The sequence below is a fragment of the Microbulbifer sp. SAOS-129_SWC genome (assembly GCF_039696035.1).
GTDB lineage: Bacteria > Pseudomonadota > Gammaproteobacteria > Pseudomonadales > Cellvibrionaceae > Microbulbifer.
In genome coordinates this window covers 54,112-71,955 of sequence record NZ_CP155567.1, presented here as the reverse complement: position 1 = coordinate 71,955, position 17,844 = coordinate 54,112, and the positions used below count along the sequence as shown (strand labels likewise).

Annotated in this window: 15 protein-coding genes; 1 reads left to right on the top strand and 14 read right to left on the bottom strand. The window is 54.3% G+C overall.

All coding sequences use genetic code 11. From position 1 onward, the window contains the following. Positions 1–47: 47 nt before the first annotated feature. The 11 genes from ABDK11_RS00320 to ABDK11_RS00270 form a co-directional block, all read right to left on the bottom strand. Positions 48–512: a DUF1294 domain-containing protein gene (locus ABDK11_RS00320; protein WP_346838329.1), complete on the bottom strand. Its 465-nt coding sequence runs from the start codon at positions 510–512 to the stop codon at positions 48–50. Between the two features lie 9 nt (positions 513–521). After that, positions 522–968, bottom strand: a complete 447-nt coding sequence (locus ABDK11_RS00315; RefSeq protein WP_346838328.1) for a nucleoside deaminase — start codon at positions 966–968, stop codon at positions 522–524. A 132-nt stretch (positions 969–1,100) separates the two neighbouring features. Further along, positions 1,101–8,204: an amino acid adenylation domain-containing protein gene (locus tag ABDK11_RS00310; RefSeq protein ID WP_346838327.1), complete on the bottom strand. Its 7,104-nt coding sequence runs from the start codon at positions 8,202–8,204 to the stop codon at positions 1,101–1,103. Positions 8,205–8,673: 469 nt separating this feature from the next. Beyond that, positions 8,674–9,039 (bottom strand): hypothetical protein, encoded by a 366-nt coding sequence (locus ABDK11_RS00305; RefSeq protein ID WP_346838326.1) that lies wholly within the window; start codon positions 9,037–9,039, stop codon positions 8,674–8,676. Between the two features lie 54 nt (positions 9,040–9,093). Then, positions 9,094–9,882 carry a CPBP family intramembrane glutamic endopeptidase gene (locus tag ABDK11_RS00300; protein ID WP_346838325.1) on the bottom strand — a complete coding sequence of 263 codons (789 nt, stop codon included), beginning with the start codon at positions 9,880–9,882 and terminating at the stop codon, positions 9,094–9,096. A gap of 25 nt (positions 9,883–9,907) precedes the next feature. Continuing rightward, positions 9,908–10,591 carry an SCO family protein gene (locus ABDK11_RS00295; RefSeq protein ID WP_346838324.1) on the bottom strand — a complete coding sequence of 228 codons (684 nt, stop codon included), beginning with the start codon at positions 10,589–10,591 and terminating at the stop codon, positions 9,908–9,910. Positions 10,592–10,595: 4 nt separating this feature from the next. Beyond that, on the bottom strand, positions 10,596–11,489 hold the full coding sequence (cyoE, locus tag ABDK11_RS00290) for a heme o synthase (RefSeq protein WP_346838323.1): 894 nt from the start codon (positions 11,487–11,489) through the stop codon (positions 10,596–10,598). Between the two features lie 27 nt (positions 11,490–11,516). Next, positions 11,517–11,885 carry a hypothetical protein gene (locus ABDK11_RS00285; protein WP_346838322.1) on the bottom strand — a complete coding sequence of 123 codons (369 nt, stop codon included), beginning with the start codon at positions 11,883–11,885 and terminating at the stop codon, positions 11,517–11,519. Then, positions 11,882–12,967, bottom strand: coding sequence for a COX15/CtaA family protein (locus tag ABDK11_RS00280; protein ID WP_346838321.1), 1,086 nt, complete (start codon positions 12,965–12,967; stop codon positions 11,882–11,884). Before ABDK11_RS00280 ends, ABDK11_RS00285 begins: the two co-directional genes overlap by 4 nt. A 167-nt stretch (positions 12,968–13,134) precedes the next feature. Further along, entirely contained in the window at positions 13,135–13,761 is a 627-nt protein-coding gene (locus tag ABDK11_RS00275; protein WP_346838320.1) for a hypothetical protein, read from the bottom strand. 6 nt (positions 13,762–13,767) lie between these two features. Beyond that, the gene (locus ABDK11_RS00270; protein ID WP_346838319.1) at positions 13,768–14,508 is read right to left on the bottom strand and encodes an SURF1 family protein; all 741 of its coding nucleotides are present in this window, start codon (positions 14,506–14,508) and stop codon (positions 13,768–13,770) included. A gap of 50 nt (positions 14,509–14,558) precedes the next feature. On the opposite strand from ABDK11_RS00270, the gene ABDK11_RS00265 reads away from it, so the two are divergent. Then, the gene (locus ABDK11_RS00265; RefSeq protein WP_346838318.1) at positions 14,559–14,783 is read left to right on the top strand and encodes a DUF2909 domain-containing protein; all 225 of its coding nucleotides are present in this window, start codon (positions 14,559–14,561) and stop codon (positions 14,781–14,783) included. A gap of 13 nt (positions 14,784–14,796) precedes the next feature. Here ABDK11_RS00265 and ABDK11_RS00260 read toward each other — a convergent pair whose 3' ends face one another. The 3 genes from ABDK11_RS00260 to ctaD are packed head-to-tail and all read right to left on the bottom strand — an operon-like array spanning position 14,797 to position 17,838. Further along, entirely contained in the window at positions 14,797–15,687 is an 891-nt protein-coding gene (locus ABDK11_RS00260; RefSeq protein WP_346838317.1) for a cytochrome c oxidase subunit 3, read from the bottom strand. 6 nt (positions 15,688–15,693) lie between these two features. After that, on the bottom strand, positions 15,694–16,272 hold the full coding sequence (locus ABDK11_RS00255; RefSeq protein ID WP_346838316.1) for a cytochrome c oxidase assembly protein: 579 nt from the start codon (positions 16,270–16,272) through the stop codon (positions 15,694–15,696). Between the two features lie 15 nt (positions 16,273–16,287). Continuing rightward, on the bottom strand, positions 16,288–17,838 hold the full coding sequence (gene ctaD, locus ABDK11_RS00250; protein ID WP_346838315.1) for a cytochrome c oxidase subunit I: 1,551 nt from the start codon (positions 17,836–17,838) through the stop codon (positions 16,288–16,290). Between the last annotated feature and the right edge of the window lie 6 nt (positions 17,839–17,844).

The following is a 17,844-nucleotide window of genomic DNA, read 5'->3' as shown; positions in this document are numbered from 1 at the left end:
CGTTTGGGCGTCTTCGCCGGGGGAGCAATGTTGCCGACCGCGGCGGTTTACGGGCCGGCTAAGGCGTCGAGTCGGGCCAGCCAGTGCTCAATCTGCACAGCCACCTCGCGCAGTGCGTCGCGCCCGTCGGCGCTGCCGAGTCCCCAGGCGATCAGCGCACTATTGGCAATCACCGTGCACCAGAACACCACACGGAAGGATCGCTTGCTGGTCTTGTGGTTGAACAGCCGCTGGCCGAGTGCGGCGCCCGGCCAGCCGCCCAGCAGCGACCACAGGTGCAGGGTCAATTCAGGCGTGCGCCAGCGATCCTTGACCGCCGCGTACTTGTCCCGGGCATAGAGCACCAGGCAGACAACACTGGTGAATGCGGGCCAGAACAGGAGCGCCGGCGGCAGGTAGGCGAGCACGGCGGCGAGCGCCAGCGCCAGAGCGAACAACGCGGCCAGCCACAGCGGCAGCCGCTGCAGGAATACATTTCTCGCGCGCCGCGGCGCGCGCTGGTGGATCGTCATACGTCTCCGTTACTCGCCAATGTCCTCGTGCCACAGGCGACCGTGCTCGGCAATAAATGTCTGCAGTAAGGTCCGGCAATCATCGCTGCCGAGCAGGGTCAGCGCGACGCCGCGGGCCCGCAGGTAATCTTCGGGGCCGCGGAAGGTCTGGTTCTCGCCAATTACCACGCGCGGAATGCCGTACAGCAGCACCGCCCCGCTGCACATATCACAGGGGGAAAGGGTGGTGAAAAGCGTACTGCGGCGGTACTCCGCGGCACTGAGCCGCCCGGCGTTTTCCAGGCAGTCCATCTCCGCGTGCAGAACGGCGCTGCCTTTCTGCACGCGCCGGTTGTGGCCACGGCCAATGATGCGGTCGTCCATAACCAGCACCGCGCCGATGGGAATGCCGCCCTCGGCGAGACCCCTTTGCGCCTCTTCGATTGCAGCCTGCATAAATTGATAGCTATCTCTCACGGACTCGAACTCCGTTCATTACAGTTTTTATATCGGCCGAATCGCTAACACCTTGCATTAATTTCGACAAGGCGCTGCCGCCTGGGAGAGGGAGCCCCCTTATAAACAGCTGACTGGAATTGAGCATCTGCATTACTCAGGCGTTGTAGAAAAGACTTTTCGCAAATGTGCTAGTATTTTCCCCATGTCAGAACAACTATCGATCCAACCGGCATGACTTGATTCTAACGGGACAACCTGAAAATGCTCTTCACTAAGATACCCCCCCAACAGATTATCTTTTGAGCTAACGTAAAACTCATCAAGAAGAACCAGCTCTTTTAAAGCCGCTTCTTCTATACCCGAGAGCACGCTTAATTCCTTATCTGTCATGGTACACCCTGCTTTAAAGAGCGTTACATTGGTATCTTCTGAAAATCCACCTTTCTCACAAACATATTGATAGTTGATCTGGTTAGAGTCATTATCCTTAATCATTGGAAAATCTTTAACCAGAGAATCCTTAGCGCTTTTGTAGTCAAAATATGAGTCAATAAGCGTAATGCTTCCTACTCTATCTCCATTGGCAATTAACTTCTTGGCGACCTCAAAAGCCAAAATACCCCCGAAGCACCACCCAAAAAGGTGATAAGGGCCTGCCGGCCTTATCTTTTTAACCCATATAAAGTACTGGTCGACCAGCTCTTCATACGTTATCTGTTTTACATAGGAAGTTCCATAATGACAGGCCAGACGATAGTAAATATTATCGAAAAGAATCATTCTCCTCGGCTTTAATGCGTCTCCGATATTGTTCAAGTAACTTTCAGCTCCTCCATTCCCCGGGGGGAACATGAGCAGAACTTCATCAGTCTCCTTATCACCTATATCCAAGAAAACCTCTGCATCAAAGTCAGAGAGATCACTTAAGGTATGAACAACTTTATCTGGAGATTCTTTACAATTATCAATTATGCTTCTGACGGCACTGATGAATTCATTCTGAAATTCTAAACTTTGTTTTCCAGGCAACCGCGACTGGAAATTAAGATGTAAACCTTCATCGGATAAATAGCAATCAAGACCAATTAGATTGTCATCGGTATTTTCAGTGGCTATTGATGTACCAGTTCCTTCCACTTGGATATCAATTGCCTCACTATCATTTCCGGAGTAATCAATCTTGCCAAGGTAGTTAAACCGTATTTTGGGTAGTGAGTATTTCCCAAGCTCAGAGTTCTGATAGTAAAAGCCAAAGCTCACGCCCAAATCAGGAACACTCTTCACACCTTCCTTGAGCAACATTATCCCTTTATCCAGATCGTCATGATTTTCTATCACTGCTGGATAAATTGACGTGAACCAGCCGATGGTTCTTGAAACATCGACGAGCGGATCAATCATGGCTCTGCCATGAGACTCCAAGAGGATAGGCGTCTTATGAATATCGAAGACTACCGATGCGGCCATGCTCAAAGAATAGAGCAGTAGATTGCCAACATTCGTATTGTACCGATTTCTGGCACAATCGATTAGAGCGCTAGAGTCCTCTTCTCCCAGAGATATACCGATTTCCTCTAACTCATCGGACTGCGCGTCAATATTGACCTGTCTGGAGAGAACATTTTCCCAGTGGGAATATTGTTCCGAATTTTTGTGGCAATAATTAGTGATGGTGCTTTGCCATTGCCTGAAGCTACTTGTTTTCGTACCCAGATCCTGCTTTTCTAGCAGTCTGTAACAATCCTCGGCAACAATCCTAATTGATACTGCATCAAAAATTAGGTGATGCATGATAAAGAGGAGCCTGTCACCTTGGTCATCATAATTGACAAAATGAACCGCCTTCCATAACGGTGGCTCGTAGATACACAGAGAACTTTGCTGCGCATCAATTATGGACAGTAAGTCAGATTTACTGATATTTCGCACGTCACGTTTTTCATAGGAAACAACAACTCGTTCGTTGTAATTCTGGACTATTTTATGATTTGACCCGGAAAATGAGCACCTTAGCATGTCATGCTGCTCTGACAGCCTTTCTAAGGCCAGAATAATGTCTTCAGGATCATAGCCGGACGAAACGGGAATCATGAACGCCTGATTCCAATGTGAAACTTTGGGGTAATCCTGATCAAAAAACCACTCTTGGATGGGCGACAAATCGAAACTTCCCTCCAAGATACCTTGTTCGCCCTGCACTTGCCCACCGTCCTGCCCGCCGGAAAGGAGTTCTGATATTTTTTCTACCGTGGGGTTTTCAAAAACATCATTCACCCCGATATTAAAGCCAGCTGCCTTCATTTTTGACGTCAGCTGCATCGCGAGAATAGAATCACCGCCAGAGTGGAAAAAACTATCTGTAACACCCAATTCATCAATACCTAATGTGCTTTTCCAAATATTTAGCAATGAACTCTGGGTTTTGTTAGCGGGAGGGACTTTTTTTTCAGAATTATGGAAAGTGGGTTCGGGTAATTTATCCCTATCCAATTTGCCATTAATCGTTCTTGGTATCTCATGCTGAAAAGAGATGACTGCAGGAATCATATAGTCAGGCAAAGACTCAGACAATTTACTTATAATGTACTCTTGTGTTAGATCCGTTCCGGCTTCTGCGACTACGTATGCTGCCAGTCTCTTATGCCCATGATGACTGAAGTCAATGACCGCACATTGAGAAACCCCAATAACTTTTTTAATATGTGCTTCAATCTCTTTCAGCTCTATTCTGAAACCTCTGATCTTTACCTGGGTATCAACTCGGCCCAGGAATTCGATATCTCCACTGGCCATCCTGCGGGCCAAATCTCCGGTCTTGTATAGCCTATCTGAGGTTGAGCTATTTTCCACGAATGGATTTGGCATGAACCTTTCTTCGGTATGCACAGCAAGATTAAGGTAGCCTCTAGCAACCCCCGCGCCACCAAGATACAACTCTCCGGGCGTCCCGACGGGAACCGGATTTCTGCTTTCATCGAGTATGTAGGCATTAATATTTGGTAAAATTGATCCAATGTTGCTGGCACTCACACCGCCGCTAAATCGTTTCGCTGTTGCGCATACTGTTATCTCAGTAGGACCATAGGCGTTGTACGTTGTCACAGACTGAGCAAAGCTCTCCATAATTTCTAAAGATGGAGATTCTCCAGCTAGAATGACCTGCTTCAGCGTTCTGATTGCATCGGCATCGAGCAACTCAGCGACGATCGGAGGTAATGTAATTAATTCCAGCCCCTCTTTTTTAATAAGGGCAGATAGTTTACTTTGGTTCTTTCGTTGTTCCTCCGAACAGACATGGATCGTGGAGCCGCTGGCTATTGACGCGAAAAGTTCAAAGACAAAGGCGTCGAATACGTAGGAGGAGAATATCGCTGTGTGCTTGTAACTCTTTATGCCGAAGACTTCATATTGTGCATACACTAAGTTGATTGCACCGCGATGTTCAATCATCACTCCTTTAGGAGTTCCAGTGGTACCCGAGGTATAAATCACATACGCCAGATCTTGTGACCCGCTCAGCGGCACAGGATTCCCGTCCAACAGCTCCGCAATGTCTCCCAGACTGTCAATATCCAGCAGGCTTGCCTCTGCGGACACGGCATCAAGGCGTGCTTGCATCTGCCCTGTGTATCTACTGCTGCACAGCACCATCTCCGCCCGTGTATCCTCCAGGATGTAGTCAACGCGCTGCACCGGGTATTCGGGAGAGATGGGCACATAGGCCGCACCTGCCTTGAGCACTCCCAGGATCCCCACTACCATCCCCAGCCCCCGCTCCAGATACAAGGCGATAAGTGTGTCGGGAGCGAGTGTGCTTTGATGCTTGTCTTGATAGCGCTGACGAATAAGGTGCGCCAATTGGTTGGCGCGAAGATTCAACTCCCGGTAAGTCAGGGTCTCCCCGTTATAGACCAGCGCTACCTGCTCCGGGGTTCGCGCCGCCTGCGCCTCAAATAGTTGGTACAGCGTGGTGTCAGTGGGATAATTCGCATGCAGGTTGTTCCAGTCATACAGCACCTGCTGGCGCTGTGCCGGCGACAGGAGTTCCAGAGTACCCATCGCCTGCGAACTGTCTTCTACACACCCCTGTACTATTCGCTGGTAATACTCTGCCATTTGCCGGGCAGTGTCGGCACTGAAAAGACTGCTCGCATACAGGAGTTCGCCGCTGATGCGGGCCTCGGCGTCGTCCAGGAATAGGCTCACATCAAATTGCGCAGCCTGTGCCGCCGCAGTCAGTGTCGAGGAAAACAGCCTATCAACCTCCGCACCTCGCCCAAAAGACTGCACCCCGAACATAACCTGGAAAACGGGGTGCCGGCTGAGGTCCCGCTCCATGGCCAATCCATCGACCATTTTCTCGAACGGCAGAGCCTCGTGGGCTTTGGCATCAGCGATGACCTTTCTGGTCTCATTGATGATGTTGTCAACGCTGGCATCACCCGACATCTGCATTCGCAAGGGTAACGAGTTTACAAAATACCCCAGCAATGCTTGCGTCTGGCCCTGGTAGCGGCCATCCGAAGGAGTCCCTATTACGATGTCATTCTGAGCACTCAGCCGTGACACGGTGATAAAAAAAGCACTGAGCAGCACGGTATAAACTGTGGTCTCGTGAGCTTTAGCCAGAGTACGCACACCATCAGAGGTGGCTTGATCTAACACAAAGTGGTGCCGGCCGCCTTGGTAGTCGAATGCTTTGGGACGGGGGAAGTCCAACGGCAAAGCCAATGGCTCCACCGCCTGCAGCTGCTTTTTCCAGAACTCTTGATGGGCAGCAAAGGCCCCTTCGCTCAGCTGCTGGCGCTGCCAGTGTGCATAGTCGCCGTAACCCAGATTCGGCGTCTCTGGTAATGACGTGTGATTGCTCAGTGCATCATAAGTGGCCGTGAGCGCTTCCAAAAACAAGTCCAGTGACCATCCATCAAAGGCAATGTGGTGCCATAACAAGAATAGGCAACTCGCTTCTCCCCCCTGGTAGATGCTGGCTCGAAAACCAGGTTCAACCTCCAGATCAAAGGGCGCTCGCTGAGCCTCGGCCAGCACTCCTTCCAGATCGCTGTCATCAGGCAGCTCACTTATCGTAATGGCCGGACCCTCTTCCAGTACGACCTGGTACATAGCCCCCGTCGTGTCTTTGCGGTATATCGTTCTTAAAATGGGATGCTGTTTTACCAGATACTGGAGGGCCTGCCTTAACCGCTCTAGGTCTATATCTGCACGCAGTTGGCGGATAACCGGAATGTGGTAGGCGTCCTTGCTATCAGCCAAGTTGTGAATAAAGAACAGACTCTCTTGCGACGAGGACAAGGGATAAGATGTCAGGTTCAATTTGGGAATCGTGGCAAACTGATGTTGATCCATCGCTTTGACTACCGCAGCAATGGTTTTTCCTTCAAACAGAAGGTGAAGCGGAATCGCGTTACCCAACTCACGCTGACAAGCGGCGCTCAGACGAATCGCCGAGATGGAATTGCCTCCCAGGTGAAAAAAGTTGTCCTCGATTCCAACCCGATCCAGACCCAAAGTTTGTTCCCAGAGTGCACACAGCTGGCGCTCCAGGGAGTTGCGCGGCGCCACATACAACTGAGCCCGAGAAAATTCGGGTTGCGGTAACGCGCGTCTATCCGTTTTGCCATTGGGCGTAAGCGGAATCCGTTCAATCGAATTAATCGATACCGGCACCATATAACCGGGAAGTCGATTCGACAGGGCTGCTCTTAGAGCCGATAGGTTAAGCTCAGTTTCAGCTTCCGGTACCACGTAAGCCACCAGGGCTTTGGTGTTGTCCTGCTCGTACAACGTTACCACAGCCTGCTTCACGGTCGGCTGGGACAGCAGCGCCAGCTCAATCTCTTCCAACTCGATTCGGTAGCCATTGAGTTTGATTTGTGTGTCGGAGCGACCTATGAATTCTAGGTTGCCGTCGGCTAGCCAGCGTACCAGGTCGCCGGTTTTGTAGAAGGTTTCGTGACCTTTGGCCCTGTCTTCTTCGCTGGCAAAGGGATTGGGCAGGAACTTTTCGGTGGTCAGCTCGGGTCTATTCAGATACCCGATCGCCAGGCCTGCGCCGCCAACATAGAGTTCACCAATCTCACCTGCCGCCAGACGATTTTGATGCTCATCCAACACATAAAAGCTTTTGCTACCTATGGGTTTCCCGATCGGCACAAATTCCAAGCCTTGCTTTAAGCGAAAACTACTGGCAAACACCACTGTTTCGGTAGGCCCATATACATTATAGATTTCAGTGTCGGGAAGGTCGGCAACTGCCTTATTTGAATAGTATTCATTTGCTTTTTCACCACCAAAAATTAAATTCTTGACTGACGTACCGATGAGAGTTTCGCTAGAGATTAAGGCATTGAAAAAAGACGTGGTGGAAAAGAATGTGTCAATCTCATTAGATACTATGAACTGTTTTAGTTCATCTAGTGAAAGCATTGTCTCCCTGTCTAGCAGGTAAACAGATTTACCATTAAGCAACGAAAAAAAGAAATCGAAAACAAAAGCGTCAAATGAGTAGTTGGACAAGCTCGCTACTCTATTTACAGTTTTTCTAACCACATATTTTTCATCGAAAGCAAAAGCAAGCACGCTTTGGTGGTTCACCATCACTCCCTTTGGTTTCCCCGTTGTTCCGGACGTGAAAATAATGTAGGCCAAGTCATGACAGTCATTGATCACAGGCAAATTTTCGGATTGCCTATCGGTTGAAATGTCATCCCATCCAACACAGGTAACTGAGCCTGGGGAGGTTAACTTTTCCGAGCAACACCTTATTTGTTGTTTAAATTCAGAGGTCGTAAGTATTATTTTGGCTCTGGAATCCTCCAGAATTGCGACTATTCTGTCATCCGGCGAGTCTATCGAAAGCGGCACGTAGCCAGCGCCGGCTTTCAACACCGCCAGAATGCTAGTCACCATCTCCAATCCAGGTTTGAAATAAAGTGCAACGAGGGAATTGGAGGACGAACCGAGTACACTCTCTTTCTGTAGTTTCTCTCTGATACTTTTAGCCAGGTTGTTAGCAATTCCATTCAGCTGCGCATAGGTCAGACTTCTGCCATCAAACACAACTGCTATATGATCTGGTGTCAACTTAACCTGCTTTTCGAAGACCTCTTGTATTGTTTTGTCAGAAGGGTAGGACGCAGTATTGCTATCGCTTTTCTCCAGATCCTTAATCGACCTCGTTGTATTGTTATTTGTGTGACTCGATTTAATGCGGACTTCAGCTACAGCACTGCTCATAAATAAATCCCTTATATTGAGAAACAATAGAAAAAGCTTAATAAATTTGCTACTTACCAGCGCACCCTAGATCGACTTAGATATTAATTTGCAACAAAAAATCAACGACGAGATTTAAACATCCCATTCAGGAAAACGTACGTATTACTTGATAGCTTCACACATAGGACGCTGAATTTTGTAGTAATGACTAGAATTTATTCTAGATTTTCGCTTCGAGCTTTAACAATGCCTGAAATTTCAGAATGACGCCAACCGCGCATAAAGGGTGCCCAGCTGACAATATTGTTGTCACCGAATTGACGTACAAGAATAATGCCAGGCAATCACATACACAGGATACTGATTATTTTTATAGGAATATCCATCACTATTAGATGCGTGACTTGAGTTGTTTTCTATAAGTCAACGCAAATCAGCATATACTCATCAAAAAGGATAGAAATGGCTAACACGGGCAGCCCGTCCCTTAGCGCAATTTCTTCTTGAACGCAGTATTCGCGGTCTGCTGCGATTCGGCCTGTGGCAGATTTGCATCTCCTTCCTCCGCAATCTCCACAAAGGACTGCTTGCCGCGGGTGTAGTTCTCAAACTCCAAGCCCTTGTACAGGGTAATGGCGATAATCAGTGCGCCGAATATGGCGAAAAAGGTTCCCGGGGCGGCTTCTTTAAGTACCACCTTGGTGTTTCCGAATGCCGTCTCCATCTGGCCGGCGTTCCCCCAAATACCAGACATAAACAGGCGATAGCCCATATAGGCAAAGACACTGCCGACGATAAGCGAGGCCAGCTTGTAGGAAATCAGTGAATAGATGATATGTGCGCTGAGGTTCATTATTGTGCCTTGTCTGTGGGACGGAGATCGGGGATTCTAACCGCTAGCATCGTATTAATGGAGCGGGTAAGGCAGGAGAAACATGTGCAGCGCATTGACTCCCCAGTGGGCCAGCACGCAGGCCCAGAAACTCCGCCGCAGATACCACAGGCCGGCGTAGCAGAAGCCCGCTACCGAAACCAGGAGCAGTACCACCGGTGAGGCTGCCCAGCCGGTATGCAATCCGGTGAAAATGGCAGTAACAGCCATCGGTACGCACCAGCGCCAGCGCCCGAATCCCTCCTCCAGGGCCCGCTGTAATATCCAGCGAAAGAAGCCCTCTTCGCTGATACAGACCACTAAGAGGTTGACCATTGCCGCAGGCACGATGGTGGGCGCAAACTTGGCAGACAGGCCGAAGACGGCAGCCGCGCATGACAGAGGTATCAGTATTACTGCTGCTATAAAAGGCAGGTCATTGCATCGCGGTCGATAGCGCGACCGCGCCAGCAACACAAGCATCGCGATGGCTATCACCGCCTTGCCCGGATTGATGGCCGCCTGGATACTGTTGCCGCTGCTGTCGGAGTAGGTGGGAGCCAACAAGATCCGCTCGCTACCCGGTAGTACGCCCAGTGCAGCACTCGACATCAACAGTGCGGCTATCAGGTAGACCAAACCACGCCTCCAGCCATCCGCGTTTTCCAGGGCGCACAGGGTCAGCCAAATGAATGGCGCCAGTAGCCCGGTCCATCCGAAAGGAATGGCGCACAGCAAAAGTGCGGCGGCGACCAGCCACACCTCGGTACAAAATAGTGGTAGCGTTGATTTTGCTCGCAGATGGGTCGGCAGTAGTCCGGCCATGGTGCTCTGCCTGTGCAGTCGTGGATCAGCCGCTAAAGGTGGCGCGCATGGAACGATAAGTCAATTTCATTTTGGCCGGATCCTGCGGCGCCTTGAAGAAGGCTTGGTAGTGGCCACGCGGGTTGATCAATACGATCTGCGCACCGTGATCCACGCTGTAGTCGCCGTCGTCCAGCGGCACCTTGTTAAACGGCACATTGAGCTGGTTGGCAAAGCGCTTGATGGTGATGAATTCGCCGGTCAGTCCGCGGAAATCTTTATTGAAATAGCGCACATAGTCGCGCAGCTGCTGTGGCCGGTCGCGCTTGGGATCCACGGACACCAGCAGGATATCCGTCTGCTTGCGGGTGTCTGCATCCAGCATCTGGTAGAACTGGTTCAGTGTCGCCAGCGTCGTCGGGCAGACATCCGGGCAGTGAGTAAAGCCAAAGAAAACCAGGGTCCAGTGGCCGGCCAGCGCGCTGGTGTGAAACGGCTCGCCGCTGTCCGACAGCAATTCGAAATTGTCGATAATGCGCGGGCGTGTCAGTTTTACCGCGCCATTGGCGCGCAGCTCGGAATCCGTCAGTACCCGCGGCTGCCCCATTTTGTGCAGGAAACCGAGCAACACGGCGCAGATAAACAGCACCGATACGACCACGGTAATCAGAATGCCGCGCTGCTGTTGCGGGGTCTTGGCGTTTTGTGCAGCAGTTGTGAGTTTATCCATGTAACTACACCGCAATCAGGTAGTGATCGAGCAGCATGATGCAGAACAGCGCCATCAGGTAAATGATCGAGTACTTGAACGTCTCCATGCCGGCATCGGGGTTTTTGTCCCGCAACATTTCGATAGCCCAGTAAATAAAGCCAAGCCCCAGCACCACAGCGCCGAGCAGGTAAAGCCAGCCGAGCATGCCGGTGGCAAACGGCAGCAGGCTTACCGCCAGCAATACCAGGGTATACAGCAGGATATGCAGCTTGGTGTAGGCGACACCGTGAGTGACCGGCAGCATCGGTATTTCGGCGCGCGCGTAGTCTTCACGCCGATGCACGGCCAGCGCCCAGAAATGCGGCGGTGTCCAGGCGAAGATAATCAGCGCCAGCAGCAGACCGTGGCCGTGCATGTCGCCACTGACGGCAGTCCAGCCCAGCAGCGGCGGCGCCGCGCCGGCGAGCCCGCCGATGACGATATTCTGCGGCGTGGCGCGCTTGAGGAACATGGTGTAAATCACCGCGTAGCCGAGCAGTGAAAACAGGGTCAGCCACGCTGTCACCGCGTTGACACAGGCCAGCAGTATCGCCATGCCGACACAGCCCAGCACCAGTGCGAACAGCAGTGCTCTCTGGGGCTCGACGCGGCCGCGCGCTACCGGGCGGTTGCTGGTGCGCGCCATCTTCAGGTCGATATGGCGATCGACCAGGTGGTTGACCGCGGCGGCACTGCCGGCACACAGCGCGATCCCCAGATTCCCCAGCAGCAGCAGATCCAGCGGCGGCAGGCCCGGCACCGCCAGCAACATGCCGATCAGCGAGGTGAGGATCATCAGCATCACCACCCGCGGCTTGGTGAGCTCGTAGTAGTCGCGCCAGCGTGCGCGCCCGGGTATTACCGCTTGTGTGCTCATGTCGTCACCTCACTGTGGTTTTCAGGCTCAGCCTTTGCGTTCCGGCACTGCATAGGCCAAAGCCCGGCACTGCATATATGCGATACAGGACGGCACCGCGTCCGCACTGCAGGCTTCCACCACCACACCGTTGCCGCCGCGGCTGTGGGTCTGCAGTTTTAGTTTCTCGACCAGCCCTGCGCGGCTGGGTTTGCGCTCACCGGGCTTGTCCTGGCAGTAAGATGCTTCGACGTAGCCGAGTGGCACCGCATCGTACTGGCCGATTTGCGCGAGAGTATATTCACGCACACCCGCAGCGGCGATCTTGCCGCGAGCGTAATTCCCCAAATTGCTGTTAAAAGTCATGCTGTCGCAACCGGCCAACAACACCGCGATAAAAAGTATCTTGGCTTTCACAGTTCCCCCGTCAGTGGTGGTGCTTCATCGACGTCGACCGGATTCCCCGCAGCTGGCTGCGCTGTCTGGATACGGTAACAGAAGGTCAGTAACCCCAACAGCAACAGCGCCGCACAGGCATTGTGCGCCACCGCGACGGGCAGCGGCAGAAACAGCACCACATTGGCAATACCGAGACAAACCTGCAGCGCGAGCACTGCGGCGAGCCCCACCGCCCAGCGCCGCGAACCGGCGCGCCAGGCCAGCGCCGCCAGTGTCAGCACCAGCACGCTGACCACCAGGGCGCCGATGCGGTGGGTGATGTGGATGGCGGTGCGCGCCTGATTTTCCAGCGCACCACCGAGATAATTCGGGCCGATATGCTGGGCAATATTAAAGCCCTGGGTGAAGTCCGCCTGCGGCCACCACTGGCTGTGGCAGGTGGGAAAGTCGGCACACGCCAGTGCCGCATAGTTGGAGCTGGTCCAGCCGCCCAGTGCAATCTGCAATCCCACTGCGACCACGGTGGCAAACGCTAGCGGGCGCAGTTTCTGCAGTGCGCGAAATTCGTGTGCGGGAATAAAGCGGCCGCGGTTGCGCAACCGCTCCACCGTAAGCCACAGCATTGCCAGCGTCGCCATGCCGCCGAGCAGATGCGCAGTCACTACCTGCGGCCAGAGTTTCAATGTGACCGTCCACATGCCGAAGGCGGCCTGCAGCAGAATCAGCGCCAATAGAAAATGGGTCTGCTTGAATCCCCGCTGACCGCGGCGGCGCCAGGCCAGCACCGTCAAGCCGGCCACCAGCAGTAGCAGTGTGCCGGCAAAATAACGATGTACCATCTCCGGCCAGGTTTTATCAGTAGCCACCGGCGACTGCGGGAACGCGGCATTGGCACTGGCAATCTCATGCGCCTCATCGGGCCAGGTCAGATGGCCATAACAGCCCGGCCAGTCCGGACAACCGAGACCGGCGTCGGACAGGCGCGTAAACGCACCCAGCACCACCACCGCAATTGCGAGCAAGCTGCCGAGTAACGCCAGGCGCAGACGCCAATCGGTGTGCGCATTGTTTTCAGTGGGGTCTCCTGCCAGGTATTCCATCGCTATCTCCCGGTGTCATCGCGTTGCGCACGCCCCTGTGCACTTCCACGGCGCTGCCGCAGCGCCGTACCCGGGAACCCTTGAATGCCGGTGAGACCGCTTTCCGGTTCAGAGGTCCCTGTTGTTATTCTTGTCGGTAGCGGACGACACAACAGCCCGCTATGCCCCTATTGTTCGTTGGAATATTTCAACAGCCGCTTGATGTCTTTGAGCAGCTGGTTACCACTGTGGTGATTGTCGTAGGCCATCATCGCGTAACCCTGCTGGTCGACCAGCAATGCGCGCGGTTGATGCCACTGGCGGAAGCCGGCCGCACGTTGCAGCTTTTCCAGCACGGCGGGCTCCAGCGTGACAAAGCGCAGGCGCGGGTGTTGCTGCCGCAATTGCCGGTAGCGCGCATCGCCCAGCGGGGCGGCGGTCACCAGCAGGCGCTCGACACGGTCGGCTTTTTCCCCCAGACGGATATGCACCTGGCGGCTGGTATAGAGGAGTTTTTCACAGGCACTGGCGCAACGCCCGGCGGGAATCACGAGATAGCGCCACCTGGGCTGCTCGGCACCCAGCTGAAGGCGGCCTGCGTCGCGCTCCTGGAATGGCAGGTCCAGCACGCGCACCGGCGGGCGCAGCAACTGCCCCTCGTTGGTGGTACCGGCGGGCATGCCAACCCCGGTGTAGTAGACGACATAGGCGGCCAGGATTGGCACGAATACCGCGGCGAGTACGGCGATGCCCTGCAGGCGGCTGAGACCGGAACGTCCCTCGGGGAGCTCGTTACTGTGCGCTAATTCACTCACGACACCTTACCTCTTCAATGAATAATTATTGTTTTTCAGCCAGTCGCGCAGACCGGTGGCCGCATACAGCCACAAGATGGCCAGCGCTGCAGCCATCGCAAACCACTGCACGGCGTAGGCGATATGGCGCTGCGGCGGGAAGTTCAGCAGCTGCCAGTCGGTCACCAGCGCGGTATCCGAATCCGCACTCAGGCGGATATTCCAGTGGGGATGCGCGAGGCGCAGCGGCGCGGTAAAACCCCGGTCCAGGTTCTGTATGCGCATCGCGACGGATTTTTCACTCGCAGTTGAAGCGGAGACCGGATAGAGGAAACCGGTAATTACCTTCGCCGCCCGCGGCCATTGCACAGCCGGTAAAACATCCCGATCATTACCCGCAGCCACCCAGCCGCGATTGATCAGCCAGCGCTGATCCGCGGCGATAAATACCTGCAGGATTTCATAGCCGGCGCTGCCATTGCGTGTGCGGTTATCCAGATAGTAGCGCTCGTCGGTGTAGTGGCCCTGCAGGCGCACCGGCGAATAGCGCTGTAGCTGTGCGAGGGTGGAAGGGTTTCGCGGTTGTGCTGCAAGGCGCGTATCGATAGCGGCAGTGAGCGCGGCTTTTTCCCCGGCGCGCTGCAGCTGCCAGCAGCCCAGGCCGACCAACAGCAACAACAGGGCTGCGCTGAACAGCGTAAGCGGCCAGTTGCGAATCAGTGCTACACTGGCGTCTGCGGTTTGAACCGAAGTAGTTTGTACCGTCATGCCGATTTTCGCCTGCAAACAGGCTCCTACTACAAAATGGCTAATAAAAAATGTGGCTGAAAGTCGTTATTGTCTTGTTGTTTCTCGCCGTGCTGGTCAGCCTTTCCAGTGCACTGTTCTTTCTACTGCGCGATATGGGCGCGCCGCAGTCGAAGCGCACCCTGTATGCGCTGGGTATTCGTATTACCCTGGCGGCGCTGCTGGTGTTTGCCATCTGGTATGGCTTTCATGCCGGCATTCTCAGCAACACCGCGCCCTGGGCCGATAAATACTGATCTCTCTTTTGCGTTACGAACCGAGTACGTAGACGAAGATAAACAGCCCCACCCACACCACGTCGACAAAGTGCCAGTACCAGCTGGCCGCCTCGAAACCGAAATGGTCATCCGGCTTGAAATGGTGGGCGATTACCGAGCGCAACAGCATCACCAGCAACATGATCGTGCCCAGGGTCACGTGGGCACCGTGGAAGCCGGTGAGCATAAAGAAGGTGGTGCCGTAGATACCCGAGTGCAGAGTCAGACCCAGGTGTTCGTAGGCTTCGTAGTACTCGGTCGCCTGGCAGTACAGGAAGCCGGCGCCCAGCAGTACGGTGGCGCCGAGCCACAGGTTGAATGCTTTACGCTTGTTCTTTTTCAGCAGCACATGGGCAATGTGCACGGTAAAGCTGGAAGACAGCAGCAACACGGTGTTCAGCAGCGGCAGGTGCCAGGGATCGATGGTTGCCTGGGGACCAACCACGGTGGCGGCGTCGCCGTGTATAGCGGCATCCGGAGTGATCTTCAGCGGCCAGGTGTTTTCAAACCCCTGCCACAGCAGGTTGGAGGAACCGCGGTCCCCCTCTCCACCCAGCCATGGCAGGGCAAAGTTACGGACGTAATAGAGCGCACCGAAGAAGGCGGCGAAGAACATCACTTCGGAGAAAATAAACCAACCCATCCCCCAGACATATGAGCGTTTCAACTGCGCGCTGTTGAGGCCGGCCATATTTTCGCGGATGACCTGCGCAAACCACGACCACAGAACCCCCGCCATGGTCAGGGCGCCGGCAAAGAAAATGTATGCTCCATTGCCGTTAATCCAGTAGGCGGCGCCAAACGCCATCATGAACAGGCCGATGGTTGCCAGGATCGGCAACCGGGACTGCACGGGCACATAGTAACTGCTTTCACTGGCCATAGTTTTTTATCCCTCTCGCTGGGAGTCGGTATTCTTTTGATCCGTTTCGAGGTTGGCGGCAACCCTTTCGGTAATATCGAACAGAGTATAGGAAAGGGTGACCGTGGTGACGGCCGGCGGCAGGTCCGGATCGACGATAAAGCGCAGCGCCAGATCCGCCGATTCACCGGCTTTCAGTGCCTGCTGGTGAAAGCAGAAGCACTCCGTCTTGTGGAAGTAGGACACGGCATCGTAGGGCACCAGGCTCGGTATCGCCTGCGCCACCATATCCTTACCGCTGGGGTTCTGGGCGTAAAACGTGGTTTCCGTGAGCTCCCCCGGGTGCACCCTCAGGGACACCTGATTGGGGCGGAATACCCACGGCATATTTTCATTATTGCTGGCGATGAACTGCACCGTTACCAGCCGGCTTCTGTCCACCGCAGCGGGCACCGCCTCGTACTTGCCCCCGGTCTTGCCATTGAGACCGGTGATATCGCAGAACGCGTTGTACAGCGGCGGCATCGCAAAAAGTGCGAACGCCAGCATGCCGGTGGCAAGCGCCATCAATTTGGCTGCAATTCTGGCGTTGGCACTCATGCGCATGGCCCGCTCCCCCGATCAGCGCACAATCGGCGGTGTGCTGAAGGTGTGGTAGGGCGCTGGTGACGGCAGCGTCCACTCCAGTCCCTGCGGCGTCTCCCAGACTTCACCGCTGGCCTTGCGGCCGCCGCGAATCGTGCGCACCACATTGAACAGGAACAGCAGCTGTGCGGCGCCGAACAGGAAGGCCCCCATACTGGAGATCTGGTTGAAGTCGGCAAACTGCAGCGCGTAATCGGGAATCCGTCGCGGCATACCGGCGAGGCCGACGAAATGCATCGGGAAGAAGGTCACATTCAGGCCGATAAACGCCAGCCAGAAATGCACCTTGCCCATGGTTTCGTTGTACATGTGGCCGGTCCACTTCGGCAGCCAGTAGTAGACTCCGGCGGTGATCGAGAAGATCGCTCCGGGCACCAGCACATAGTGGAAGTGCGCCACCACGAAGTAGGTATCGTGATACTGGAAATCCGCCGGCGCGATCGCCAGCATCAGGCCGGACAGGCCACCGATGGTAAAAAGAATCACGAACGCAATCGCAAACAGCATCGGGGTTTCGAAGGTCATCGAACCGCGGAACATGGTGGTGACCCAGTTGAACACCTTCACGCCGGTGGGAACCGCAATCAGCATGGTCGCGTACATGAAGAACAGTTCACCGGCCACCGGCATCCCCACGGTAAACATGTGGTGCGCCCAGACGATAAAACTGAGGAAGGCGATACTCGCGGTGGCGTAGACCATCGAGCTGTAACCGAACAGCGGCTTGCGCGCGAAGGTGGGGATGATCGCCGAAATAATACCGAACGCCGGCAGGATCATGATGTATACCTCGGGATGCCCGAAGAACCAGAACACATGCTGGAACAGCACCGGGTCACCACCACCGGCTGCGCTGAAGAAGCTGGTACCGAAGTGGATATCCATCAGCATCATGGTGACCACACCGGCAAGCACCGGCATCACCGCGATCAGCAGGTAGGCGGTAATCAGCCAGGTCCACACGAACAGCGGCATTTTCATCAGGGTCATGCCCGGGGCGCGCATGTTGAGGATGGTGGCAATGATATTGATCGACCCCATGATCGACGATGCGCCCATGATGTGGATCGAGAAAATAAAGAAGGTCACGCTCGGCGGCGCATACTTGGTGGACAGCGGTGCGTAGAAGGTCCAGCCGAAGTTGGGTGCACCGCCTTTCATGAACAGCGTGGAGATCAGCATCGTAAATGCGAACGGCAGAATCCAGAAACTCCAGTTGTTCATTCGCGGCAGCGCCATATCCGGCGCGCCGATCATCATCGGGATCATCCAGTTGGCCAGGCCGACAAACGCCGGCATGACCGCGCCGAACACCATGATCAGGCCGTGCATGGTGGTCATCTGGTTAAAGAATTCCGGCTTGACGATCTGCAGGCCGGGCTCGAACAGCTCGGCGCGGATCACCAGCGCCATGCAGCCACCGAGCAGGAACATCGCGAAGCTGAACCACAGATACATCGTGCCGATGTCTTTGTGGTTGGTGGTAAACAGCCAGCGTTTGAATCCGGGTTGAGGTCCGTGTGCCATGCTAAT